Origin of the sequence: Cytobacillus horneckiae (genome assembly GCF_002835735.1) — a bacterium.
Classification (GTDB): domain Bacteria; phylum Bacillota; class Bacilli; order Bacillales; family Cytobacillaceae; genus Cytobacillus; species Cytobacillus horneckiae.
On the sequence record NZ_PISD01000034.1, the window covers coordinates 49,031 to 61,991 of the forward strand.

The 12,961-nt window shown below is 38.1% G+C and carries 9 protein-coding genes; 2 read left to right on the forward strand and 7 right to left on the reverse strand.

Annotated features, from left to right (window positions below; all coding sequences use genetic code 11):
• A complete protein-coding gene (locus tag CWS20_RS16195; protein ID WP_066195066.1) occupies positions 1 to 1,977 on the reverse strand; it encodes a TRAP transporter permease in 1,977 nt (658 codons plus the stop codon).
• A gap of 12 nt (positions 1,978 to 1,989) precedes the next feature.
• Positions 1,990 to 3,006, reverse strand: a complete 1,017-nt coding sequence (locus CWS20_RS16200; RefSeq protein WP_066195063.1) for a TAXI family TRAP transporter solute-binding subunit — start codon at positions 3,004 to 3,006, stop codon at positions 1,990 to 1,992.
• A gap of 257 nt (positions 3,007 to 3,263) precedes the next feature.
• Between CWS20_RS16200 and CWS20_RS16205 the strand changes: the two genes are divergently transcribed.
• Positions 3,264 to 4,940, forward strand: a complete 1,677-nt coding sequence (locus CWS20_RS16205) for an MraY family glycosyltransferase (protein WP_066195059.1) — start codon at positions 3,264 to 3,266, stop codon at positions 4,938 to 4,940.
• A gap of 89 nt (positions 4,941 to 5,029) precedes the next feature.
• On the opposite strand, the gene CWS20_RS16210 is transcribed toward CWS20_RS16205, so the two are convergent.
• From CWS20_RS16210 to CWS20_RS16225, 4 genes are all read right to left on the reverse strand, one after another.
• Positions 5,030 to 6,217: a class I SAM-dependent rRNA methyltransferase gene (locus tag CWS20_RS16210; protein ID WP_101226350.1), complete on the reverse strand. Its 1,188-nt coding sequence runs from the start codon at positions 6,215 to 6,217 to the stop codon at positions 5,030 to 5,032.
• A gap of 141 nt (positions 6,218 to 6,358) precedes the next feature.
• Positions 6,359 to 7,636 (reverse strand): C4-dicarboxylate transporter DctP, encoded by a 1,278-nt coding sequence (gene dctP, locus CWS20_RS16215; protein WP_162299516.1) that lies wholly within the window; start codon positions 7,634 to 7,636, stop codon positions 6,359 to 6,361.
• 232 nt (positions 7,637 to 7,868) lie between these two features.
• The gene (locus CWS20_RS16220) at positions 7,869 to 8,549 is read right to left on the reverse strand and encodes a response regulator (RefSeq protein ID WP_066195049.1); all 681 of its coding nucleotides are present in this window, start codon (positions 8,547 to 8,549) and stop codon (positions 7,869 to 7,871) included.
• Positions 8,549 to 10,150 (reverse strand): ATP-binding protein, encoded by a 1,602-nt coding sequence (locus tag CWS20_RS16225; protein WP_157090520.1) that lies wholly within the window; start codon positions 10,148 to 10,150, stop codon positions 8,549 to 8,551. The genes CWS20_RS16220 and CWS20_RS16225 overlap by 1 nt, the downstream gene beginning before the upstream one ends.
• Before the next feature lie 80 nt (positions 10,151 to 10,230).
• On the opposite strand from CWS20_RS16225, the gene CWS20_RS16230 reads away from it, so the two are divergent.
• Positions 10,231 to 11,298, forward strand: coding sequence for a DctP family TRAP transporter solute-binding subunit (locus CWS20_RS16230; protein ID WP_066195041.1), 1,068 nt, complete (start codon positions 10,231 to 10,233; stop codon positions 11,296 to 11,298).
• A 38-nt stretch (positions 11,299 to 11,336) separates the two neighbouring features.
• Here the strand turns inward: CWS20_RS16230 and scpC are convergent, their stop codons facing one another.
• Positions 11,337 to 12,851 carry a succinyl-CoA:acetate CoA-transferase ScpC gene (scpC, locus tag CWS20_RS16235; RefSeq protein ID WP_066195038.1) on the reverse strand — a complete coding sequence of 505 codons (1,515 nt, stop codon included), beginning with the start codon at positions 12,849 to 12,851 and terminating at the stop codon, positions 11,337 to 11,339.
• Positions 12,852 to 12,961 lie beyond the last annotated feature (110 nt).

Here is a 12,961-nt window from a genome sequence, read left to right on the forward strand (position 1 = left end):
TTATGCCCCTTTTACATTAATTTCTGCACCTCTATTTTTACGAGTTCTTATATGATGAACAAGGTAGACTGATAAACATATAACTAATCCCGAAATGTCAGTTATCAATCCTGGCTTTATTAAAAGAAGTGCCCCCGCAAAAAATAAAACTCGCTCTGCAATCCATAACTTTGCATTTAAGAAATTACCTAAAGCAACAGCCAAAGCATAGACGCCTAAAGTACTTGTTAATATTACAAGTATAACAGAAATGGCAGATATTTCTTCTCCATCCGGTGTCTGCATTAGTAAAATTGGATTGTAAGCAATCATAAAAGGGATAATGAAACCCGCTAACGACAGCCTTAATGCTTCCCAGGAAGTTTTCATTGCATTTGCCCCTGCAATGCCAGCTGCTGTATACGACGCTAAAGCTACAGGAGGTGTGATGTTGGATAAAGCACCAAACCAAAAAACAAAGAAATGAGCAGCCAATGGATTAACCCCTGCTTCCACTAATGCTGGTGCAGCCGTCACGGCAACAACTATATAAAGAGCTGTAGAAGGCAATCCCATACTTAATACGATACAAGTCAACATGACCACAATTAATATGAGCCAAAGCTGGCCGCCAGTTAGATCAACAATATTAAATGCAAGCGTTGAACCGATACCAGTCATTGTCACAACACAAATAATGATACCAATCGCAGCACAGGCAATCCCTACTTGAATGGTTCCTTTACCGCCATCCACAAAAGCTTCAATTACTTTTCTAAGTGTAATCCTCGTCGATTTATCCTTTGTTAACCAACTCGCTACAATCACAGATCCAATCCCGGCAAATCCTGCAAATAATGCTGTTTTCCCCATTAACAATGTGCCTATGACAACAAGAATAGGGATGATTAACACACCGCGTTCTTTTAGAACTTGTAGTACATCTGGAATATTCTCCTTGCTTATTCCTTTTAAGCCTTGCTTTTTTGCCTCGATATCAATGGCAAATATTAATGCTATATAATAAAGAAAACTTGGAATGATGGCTGCGATGATGACCGTGGTATATGAAATACCGAGAAAACCTGCCATAATGAAAGCGGCCGCTCCCATGATTGGCGGCATAATCATTCCACCTGTCGAGGCTGCTGCCTCTACTGCTCCTGCAAATTTAGGTTTTAAGCCGATTGATTTCATTAATGGAATCGTAAACGCGCCTGTAGTAGCTACATTGGCAACCGCGCTGCCGCTTAATGAACCAGTAAGCGCACTTGAAAGGACAGCTACTTGCGCTGGGCCGCCGCGTTTTCGGCCAGCTATAGCTAATGCCAAATCATTAAATAACTGAGTCGCACCACTAGCTGATAAAAAAGCTCCAAATAAAATAAACATAACAATAAACGTTGATGCAGTTGACAATGTTAAACCTAGAATACCTTCAGTTGTCATATATAGACGATAAAGCAATCGTTCTAAAGAAAAGCCTGCATGACCAAATATCCAAGGAAACGCTGTCCCAAATAAAGCATAAATAACAGCAGCTCCGCAAAGAATCGGAATAAATAATCCTACAGCACGCCTTGCTGCTTCAAACAACACAACAATTGTAATGGCTGCAAAAATATAATCCATCATAATTGGCTGTGAACCGCGATCAACGTGAATAACTGTATAGTTTAAAAACAAATAACCGATTCCCAAGATAGATAATATGACAAAAATATAATCAACGACTGTAAATCGTTCTTGTTTTGATGATTTCGTAGCTGGATACAACAAAAATGTTAAAACGAGTAAGAAACCAAGAAAGATGAGATTCCGATAGATTTCTTGAATATTAGATAGACCATTTGAATAAACGGAAAATACTGACAACAAAACAGCTATTAAAGCAACGACTTTCATATATGGTCCTGTTAGCGACCTCATTCCCCCGCCTGCCTCTTTATCCAGGTTTGTTGGCGGTGTTGTAACAGCATCCCCTTTTACGTTTGACATGACATCCCCTCCTTATTTCGCCTCCGGTGGAATTAATTCTTCAGGAATACTTAATCCCGCTTCTTTAAAATATCTATACGCTCCTGCATGTAGAGGTACCGAAACACCATCCAATGCAGTATCGAGCTTCATTTCTTTTGCTGAATTATGTACTTCGTACATCTCATCTAAATTTTCATAAAGAGTCTTAGTTAAAATATATATCGTTTCTTCATCAATATCTTTTGTTGTTGATAAAAGATTAGGCTGGGCAATGGTTAAAATATCTTCATCTACCCTCGGATAAGTACCACCAGGTATAACAAAACGATACCAGCTATTAGAAACTTGATTAATGGCTTCTAATTGTTCATCTGTCACTTCTAAAATGCTTGCTTTTACATTACTTGCATACATATCTGTAATTGCAGAAATTGGTATTCCAGCAGGTAAAGATCCGCCATCAAGCCTGCCATCCCTCATTGCAGAAACGGTATCGTTATAGCCTAAATACTCTGGACTGATGTCATTTTTAGATAAGTTTAATCCATCCATCATGACAATCGTCGACTGCTCTGTACCGCTTGCTTGCGGTCCAACAGAAAATCTGCTTCCGGCGATATCTGATATATCTCCTGTTTCTATTTTGTTATCCATTAGTACAAAGTGCTCAACATTTGGCCATAGCATTGATACGGTTCGAAGATCTTTATATGGCTTGCCGGCAAATGTATCATCGCCAGCATAAGCCTGTGATGATATTAACCCTTGAAGTATGGCCAAATGTGCCTCCCCATCGCGCAATAGTTCAATATTTTCTATTGATCCTGCAGATGATTGCCCGCTTGCCTGAATATTTTCAGCTTTTAAATGATAACTCCAAATATTGGCCATCCCTACGCCGATAGGATAATATGTACCCCCAGTTGAAGCAGTGGCAACGGAAAGAAACTTTTTATCTTTATTTTCAGCTGCGGTTGTTACGCCAAGCACTGTTAATAAAACCAATGTTACTAAAGATAAAATAATCCTCCATTTTTTATTAATCATTAGCCTCCCATCCTCTCTTTCAATATGTAAGCGTTTCAACAAAGTTGTATTACAAGTATACAAGATTTGCACAAAATTTCAATAAATAATTCTAATAATTATTTATTTTTTATAAATTCGTATTGTTTTCAATCGTTTTATTAAACTGTTATCTGCAATCAGTCTCATTTTTTTGTTGATTGTTGAAACTATCGCTCATTGTAATCGTATAGTAAGGAGACACTTATAGATGCAACATTAGAAAGGGGTATATATATATGGGAAACATCCTATTATTTTCCGTAATTGTTGGCTTAGCTGCAGCATTAATTCTTATTCCATTTTCGAAAACAAAGCCGACAAAAGAAAAAAAGCCATTTAAATCCGGTATTTTCATCAGTATTATTCTTTTATTAGTAATTGGAATATTTCTGTTTTACTACTTAACCAATTTAGATAGAAGTTTAACCTCCATATGGATATTAGCTGTTGCCGTTACTGGAGTTGGCGCATTTATCGCTTCAGGTAAAGAAAGAATGGTTAAAGCTGTATTATTTCTAGGAAGCCTTGCCGCTGCAATTTTCTTCCTAACCGCATTCCTTTTCAATGCGGATGATAAGTATGAAACGGCAAAAATGACTGTAAAAACTGAAATTGAAACATTTGACGAAAAAGAAACACCGGCAAGTGTACCGCCGGAATTTGCAAGAAATAAAATGAAGAAAGCATTCGGCCAAGTGCCAAACACAAGCTACTATGAATTGGGAAATCTTCAAATTCAAAAAGTAAACAATGATTATGTTTATATCGCTCCTGTGGAGTTTTCTGGTTTTTTCAAATGGTTTAAAGGGAAAGAAACTCCAGGTTATTTTACAGTGAGCGCAACAGATTCCAACGCAAATCCTAAATTCATGCAGACTGAAATGGTTTATACACCTTCCTCTTATTTTAACAAGGAAATCGAACGCCATATAAGAATGCAATATCCTCAGCATATTTTCTACGGAGAGGTTCAGCTCGAAATCGATGATGAAGGAAAGCCATATTATATTCGCACATACGGTGACTTCATCACTGCCCGTAATGGCTTTGATATTAAAGGAATTGTCGTTGTCGACCCACAAAATGGGGACACTTCTTCCTATTCACTGAAGGATGTACCTGCATTTATTGATGGTGCCGTTTCACCTGAGGCTGTTAGCCTGCATAACAGTTATTTTGGAAAGTATATTCAAGGTTTTTGGAATAGCGTTTTCGGGAAATCAGAAGTAAAGCTTCCATCTGATGAAGGTACTGAAGCAAATGTCAGCCCTATCTTTGACGAAAATGGGGCTATGTACTACTTTACTGATTTCACCAGCCCTAAAGAAGGCGTTGATTCAATGCTCGGTTATTCTTTAACCAATTCAAGAACAGGGGAAGCAACATACTATACAGGAAACCTCGAGGAATCCTACATGGACTCTCAAGGTGCACTGCAAATTATCGAAAAGAAATTTATCGAAAAGAAATGGAAAGGACAAATGCCGATTATTTACAACTTCTACGGTGAGGCTAGCTGGCTGACTCCAGTGCTAGATGCCAACGGATTCCTGCAAAACTATTTCATTGTTTCTGCAGCCAACCCTGAAATATCAGTTGATGGAAATACACCAAATGAAGCATTAAAAAAATATAAAACCGCCCTTCAGCGTGGAGGCGGCAGTGTCAACGGAAGTTCAAATGCCGAAGAAAAACAGGCTGGAGGAAAAGTAGTCCGCGTTTATAAAGAAAAGTCGGGAGAAATAACGACCGTATCGTTTTTACTGAGTGACGGAAAAAACTTTGTTGTATCAACTGAAAACAATCCGCTATCCATTTATCTTGAAGAAGATGATGAGGTAGATGTAAATTACTTGGATACTGGTGAAATGTTCTTGCCGGTTAAGGAGTTAGTCATTAAAGGATTAGAGTAATATATAATCTGTACAGCTTTTTTGATATATGCATTATGAAATGATACTAAAAAAGAAGCCATCCGGATATTGGATGGCCTCTTTAAATACTATGCTTTTTTTATAAATACAACCTTTAAATAGTCGCCTTCAGGATACTCTTTTATTGTTTTGAAATCCTCTGGTAAACTGAATTCCTCGACAATTTTATACTGATCACCTGTTTGTTCAAATGCCTTTTTTATAAAGCCTTTAAATTTTTTCATATTAAAGGTGCTGCAGTTTGAAGAGGCAACGATGATGCCGCCTTTTTCCGTTATTGTGATTGCTTCTTCGAGAAGTGCAGTATAATCCTTAGCTGCGCTAAAAGTATGTTTTTTTGAACGGGCAAAGCTTGGAGGATCTAAAATAACCATATCAAACTTCAATTGTTTGCGAACAGCATATTTAAAATAATTAAATACGTCCTCGACAATAATATCCTGAGGCTCATGATCGATTCCATTCACACTGAACATTTCAATCGTTTTGCTTTTACTGCGATTAGCGAGATCAACACTTGTGGTTTTAATAGCTCCGCCTAAAGCTGCCGCTGCAGAGAATGCACCTGTATAGGAAAATGTATTAAGCACCGTTCTGCCTGCGGCATATTTGTCACGAATGGTTTTACGCACATGCCTCTGATCTAAAAATACACCAACCATTGCGCCTTCATTCAAATAGACAGGATAGTGAATTCCATTTTCCTTCACAATGATAGGAAACTGGGCGCGCTCACCTGTTACAAAATCATCATCCTCTATATACGTCCCTTTTGAGGCAAAACGTTTCTTTTCGTATATGCCCCTTACGTCTACTATCTTGAGCAGCGCTTGCACTATCATGTCTTTATAGCGATAAATGCCTTCACTATACCAGCTGATGCAATAAAATCCATCATAATAGTCAATGGTCATGCCGCCAACACCATCACCCTCGCCATTAAAGAGGCGGAACGCTGTCGTATCTTCTGCGGCAAATAGGTTTTTTCTTTGCTCTGCCGCATTACTTATTTTATTCTCAAATAAGCTTTGGTCAATCTCGACTTGTGGATTTTTCGTTAATATCCAACCCCGGCCTTTATTTTGCACACCATAATAGCCTCTTCCTAAAAACTGATTTCTTTCATCGACTAATTCAAGCACTGTTCCCTCTTCCATTGCTGGCAGCTTATGAACAGAGTCTGATGAAATCAAAGGATAGCCGGATTTATATTTATTGATAAAAGAAGATTTCACTTTTAATCGCAACTTTTTCACCCTACTTCGTAATTTCAATGATTATCCTATCGTATCATAATGAAGGCAAAGTTCATAGACAAGGCCAGATATCGAGGAATTTGTCCCACTGTTTTCTCCTTTGCAGAAAAATCCCCCGCCAAAAGTGACGAGGGATTTGTATTAACTTGCCTGATTCATTTCCTTAGAAATGGATTTCATATTGGCAATTGCATGCTTATTCTTTTCTTCATCGAATTCGTTTTCACTCTTTGCTACTGCTATTGTTGCAATCCCATTCCCAATTAGGTTCGTGATTGCTCTTCCTTCACTCATGAAACGGTCAACTCCAAGTAGAAGCGCCAAACCTTCCAGCGGGATGACTTGAATGGCTGCCAGCGTAGAAGCAAGAACGATAAATCCACTGCCGGTTACACCAGCTGCACCTTTGGAAGTGAGCATTAATATAAGAATGATCGTAATTTGCTGGCCGATAGATAAATCGACACCAAATACTTGCGCCAAGAAAACAACTGACATGGATAAATAGATGGATGTACCGTCTAAATTAAATGAATATCCAGTAGGAATAACTAATCCAACCACAGATTTTGATGCACCAAAGCGCTCCATTTTATCCATCATTCTTGGAAGCACAGATTCAGATGAACTAGTTCCTAATACAATTAATAGCTCATCTTTAATAAATTTCAAATAATTCCATAAGCTAAATCCATAGTATTTACAAATAAGATTTAAGACAACGAAAATAAATAAGAACATCGTTACATAAACAGAAATCATTAATTTTCCTAGCGGAACAAGAGAGCCGAGTCCAAAATGTCCGATCGTATAGGCCATTGCACCGAATGCCCCAATAGGAGCAGCTTTCATAACATAACCGATAATTTTGAAAAACACATGTGACAGCCTATCGAGGAAATCTGTAATGACTGCCCCTTTTTTGCCTAATGATGCCAAGGCTATACCAAACAAAATAGAGAAGAACAATACTTGCAAAATATCGCCTTTAGCAAAAGCATCCACCATATTCGAAGGAACAATATGAGTGATAAACTCAATCCAGTTCAGCTGTTCTCCAGCATTTTCTGTATATTGTGAGACATCGCCTTTTTCCAATTCATTAAAGTTCAGGCCAGCCCCCGGTTTAATAACATTCACAACAACAAGACCAATAACTAGAGCAAGTGTCGTAACTACTTCAAAATATATAAATGCCTTTCCGCCAACTTTACCAACCTTCTTCATATCGCCCATCTTAGCGATACCAAGAACGATGGTTAAGAAGATTATCGGCGCGATGACCATTTTAACTGCATTAATGAATGTATCACCTAGCGGTTTCATTTCTTTACCGATATCCGGCCAAATTAACCCGACAAGCACACCGATTGCAATCGCTGTTAATACTTGTACAGTTAAGTTTTTGAATATGCGCAAAAACCTCATCTATTTTCATCTCCTCTTCTGTTCTATCAGACTATTCTTTGTAATTAGAATGATAGCGTTTTCAGAGAGTATCGAGAAGTTTATGTTCATATCGTATATTTTGTTCATTTTGGTCTTAACATAAATTTAATTAATTTTATGAAAATTTTTAACGTTGTACCTGTATCAAGGCCATACTTTTTCAATATAAAAGCATAGCCCCCGGCAGGGTGCTATGCTTCTTTCAATTATTCAGAACGTACCGATTTACCGGTCGGCCTACTCCACCGTATTGAACATCAAGTTTAATGACACCTTTTTTCTCCAAATAATCTAAATATCTTCGGGCTGTCACTCTTGCAATCCCAATATCATGGGCAACCTCCCCTGCTGATAATGGTTCGATTTGGTTGTTCATATAGCTGATAACTTCCTTTAACGTAAATTCATTTAAGCCTTTTGGCAGGTCATTTTCTATTTTCTTCGCCTGTTCAGTGTATAATAATAAGTCAAGCTGCTCTTGTGACATCGTTCCTGCTTCCTTTAAGCTCTCGCGATATTGACGGAATTTCTCGAGTGCTTGTTCAATTCTGTCAAATTTGAACGGTTTAATGATATAGTCTAATGCTCCGTTTTGCAGCATCAGTTTAATTGTATCTTTATCTTTGGCAGCTGATACAACGATAACTTCTGCATTTATTTTTTGCTTTCTAAGTTCATGCATCGTCTTTATGCCATCTTTTTTTGGCATGAAAATATCAAGAATAATCAAATCCGGCTGTACACTTTTAGCTAGTTGGATTCCTTCATCGCCATTGCTGGCAACAGCAGCAATTTCAAAGCCTTTTACATTTGCAATAAAACCTTTATTTACTTCCTGTACCATCGGGTCATCTTCTATTAAAAGAACTTTTATTTTATCCATTATAATTCATCCTCCTCATTCATGGGGAAGGTGATGATAAATGATGTCCCTTCACCCGTTTGTGAGGAAACATTGATTTTCCCTTGTCCCTTTTCTACTATCTGATTTACTAAATAAAGACCATATCCTGTACCGTCCTGTTTGCCAGCGGTAAAGCCTTTATCATATATATTTGATAGATTTTCCTTACGTATTCCACAACCGTTGTCCTCCACTAAAATCGAGCAAACGTCATCCGTTTGTTCGATGCTAATGTCTATATGTTTATTCTCAATGTCATACTCCTCAAATGCGCCAAAAGCATTTTCAATTAAATTTCCTAGCAGCAGCACAAAATCATGGTGATCCAGACCCCTAGGAAAGCCATCTAAATTGCTATTATGGTCTACTGAAACATGTATGCCGAGTTCTTTTCCGCGGCGGATTTTGCTTAACAACAATCCAGCGACTGCATCATCCTTAATAATTTCATGTAAAAATAAAGCAATGCTCTCATGTTCCTCTGATGCTTCAAAGGCAAGCTGATACGCTTTTTCCGACTTCCCAAGCTGAATGAGGCCTGCGATTGTATGCAGTTTATTCATATGTTCATGGTTTTGTACCCGGAGCGCCTCAACAAAGCTTTTTACGCCTGTTAATTCCTCCGCCAGTTTCGCCACTTCCGTCCGGTCTTGGAAAATAGCAACCGCTCCAATCAAGACACCGTCTTTCTGTATAGGAATCCTTGTACTTAAAATAATCTTTCCGCTAACCATAATTTGTTCATTATAGACGGGCTGATTCCTTTCAACAATTTCTGGCAATCTTGTATCCTTTAAAACAGATCTGATTGGGCGTCCCGTAACCTCTCCGGTTACGTTAAATATCTTCTTTGCCTTTTCATTAAAAATCGTAATAAAGTCTTCATTATCAATAGCGATAACACCTTCATTGATGGAATGAAATGTCGCTGTACGCTCCTCAAACATTCGCTTAATTTCATGTGGTTCAAGATGAAACATTTGCTTTTTAATGTGGTTGGCAAGAATATATGAAGAAATTAAGCCGACGATTAAAATTAAAATAACAATAAATATAATTTCTCTAGAAAATCCAAGCATGATTTCTTTAAAGGCGGGTATCTTATTCCCTACCATAACTACACCAATTTGATTGAGCTGTTCATCCTTTAATATTGGAATAAACGCCCTAATAAAAGTCCCCGCTTCACCTTTTGCTTTTGAAAAATAAATATGTTCTGCAAAGGCAGGATCTTCATCACTTCCAAAAGACGGTTGGCCGAGCATATCTTTAACAGGATGTGAGTAGCGAATCCGATTCATATCCATAATGACAATATAATCTGTATTATTAATTAATCTTATTTCCTCCGCTAACGGACTAATGTTTTTCCATCCATCAGGCTCTTGAATGCCTGCCTTCACCTCAGCTAGTTCCGCTACTGTTCTAGCAGTACTCATTGAACGCAGCCTTAATTCTTTTTCCTCCTGCTGTTGTATATTGGCAATAACGATGATGCCGCAAATCAATAATGAGAAAATAACCACAACATAAGCGAGAATCGTAATTTTCCAACGAATGGGCATCTCCTTCATATGTATTTCTTCCCTTCTTAAGCTCAGCTTTACTGAACACCCGATTGTAAAGTATGATGGAATTAACTAGTATGAGGTGACATGGTATGAAAACCAAATATAGTATCATTCTATTAACAGTTATTATAGCAGGTGCCTTTCTCTTTAGCTTTAAGCAGTATTTTCAGCAGGAGGCGCTCCCCTATGACGATGACCAGGAAGGTTTAAATGAACAAATTGTCTTTACTTTTAGTCATGTTGTTGCTAAAAATACGCCGAAAGGTCTCGCAGCTGATAAATTTGCTGAACTTGTCTATGAAAAATCAGATGGAAATATTAAGATAGTTGTATTCCCAAATGGCAGTCTTTATTCAGATATAGAAGAAATCAGTGCTTTACAGGAAGGACATGTCGATATTATCGCTCCTTCCACGTCCAAGTTATGGATGATCTCACCTGCTTGGGGCGTGCTTGATCTTCCTTATATCTTTCCAAGCTATGAAGCAATTGAAGAAGGACTGGATGGCCCCATCGGTCAATCACTTCTAGATTCATTAAAAGGGAGCAACATGAGAGGCCTTGCCCATTGGTCAAATGGATTTAAGCAGTTTACAACCAATAAAGGGCCGATTATCTATCCGGAAGACGCCGCCCGCCAAACCTTTCGAATTATGCAAAGTGATGTATTGGCAGCACAATTTGACTATTTAGATGTCCATTCTGTCAAAGAATCCTTTAACTCCACCTATGATTTGCTTGATAGCGGAAAAGTGGACGGAGAAGAAAACACCATTTCTAATATATACTCTAAAAAATTTTATAACTTACAGACTCATTTGACAATCAGCAATCACGGTTATTTAGGATATGCTGTGATAATGAATGATAAAGTATGGAATGAGCAATCGGCAGAAACGAAGAGAATCTTAACAGAAGCGATGGAAGAAACGACAAGATGGAATCGAAAGCATGCGATTGAAATGAACGAAGAACAGTACGAACTTATTATAGATACGAACATACAAATACATGAACTTACTGATGTGGAAAAGCAAGCATGGATGGAAAAACTGGATCCAATCTATGACGACCTTGCACCGCAAATTGGCGAAAAGCTGATTTCAGACATTAAAGAGCTGAAACAGAGATATGAGCTTGAAAATACAGTTGATTAAAAAGAAAGCTCCGGGTTTGCAGCCCGGAGCTTTTACTTTTAATTGGATTCAACCATTTCTGATTGCATCATCGTGCCATTTTTCATGAAATTAATATGCCATGAAAATGCTTTCTCAAGATTATGAGGTGTCTGCCCCCCATTCGTTAAAGCATCATAATAATAATCACGAAGCTGGTCGCGATACATTGGGTGAGCGCAATTTTCAATAATTAACTCCACTCGTTCTCTTGGGGCAAGGCCTCTTAAATCAGCGTATCCCTGCTCAGTCACAATGACATCGACATCATGCTCAGTATGATCTACATGGGAAACAAATGGAACGATGCTCGATATCTTTCCATCCTTTGCAATTGACTTTGTTACAAAAATTGCGAGGCGGGCATTTCTGGCAAAGTCACCTGAACCGCCGATCCCATTCATCATTCTCGTTCCTTGAACATGAGTTGAATTCACATTTCCATAAATATCGAGCTCTAAAGCTGTGTTTATTGAGATTAACCCGAGACGGCGAATAAGCTCTGGATGATTGGAAATTTCCTGTGGCCGCATAATTAATTTATCCCGATATTGGTCAAAGTTTGCGAATACTTCTTTCATTTTTTCATCAGATAATGTGATCGAGCAGCAGGAAGCATATTTCACCTTACCCGCATCCATTAAATCAAAAACTGCGTCTTGCAGTACTTCTGAATATACCTCTAAATCATTAAATTCTGAATCAATCATTCCATGAAGGACTGCATTTGCAACAGAACCAATGCCAGATTGTAAAGGTGCTAATTTCTCTGTTAGCCTTCCTGCTTCAATTTCTTTACGCAAAAAGTTCGTTAAATGCTTCGCCATAATGACTGTTTCATCATCCGGCTTAACGATAGTCGATGGAGAATCTTCCTGATTAGTAAATACAATTGCCTTTATTTTCTCAGGATTTACTTTAATACCCATTGCACCAATGCGGTCGCTGACCTTAGTCAATGGAATCGGCTCTCTTTCCCCTTGCTTTCCAGGACTATACAGATCATGGAGTCCCTTAAGACCTTCTGCTTGAGACAGATTAATTTCAATAATAATCGCATCCGCACATTCGGCAAAAGATAGAGAATTTCCTATAGAAGTGGTTGGTATAATCATCCCATCTGCTTCAATCGAAACCGCTTCCAAAATCGCTATATCAACTGCCATCACATTTGAACGAATAAGTTCCGCAGTATGTGATAAATGCTGGTCAACAAAAAGAAAATCCCCTTGGTTAATCCCTTTTCTCATTGTTGGGTCTGCTTGGAAAGGCAATCTTTTATTAATAATTCCTGCTTCAGCAAATAATTTATCGACATCTGACCCTAGTGATGCCCCTGTATATACATTCACTCTAATGCTTTCCGTTTTCGCACGCTCAACCAACGCCACGGGAACCGCTTTCACATCGCCCGCACGCGTAAAACCGCTAAGACCTAATGTCATTCCATCCTTGATGATTTCTGCAGCCCCTTCTGCAGTTATCACCTTGTTCTGAAGTGTTTGAATTTTGATTCGATCAAATTTCTTATCCATATTCCCATCCCTCTTTCTTTAAAGAATACTTATTATAATTTTACTAAGAGGAAGTGAGAAAATTGTTTTTTTAGTATAATTAAAGCAAAATTCCGATAAAACAGCAAAAT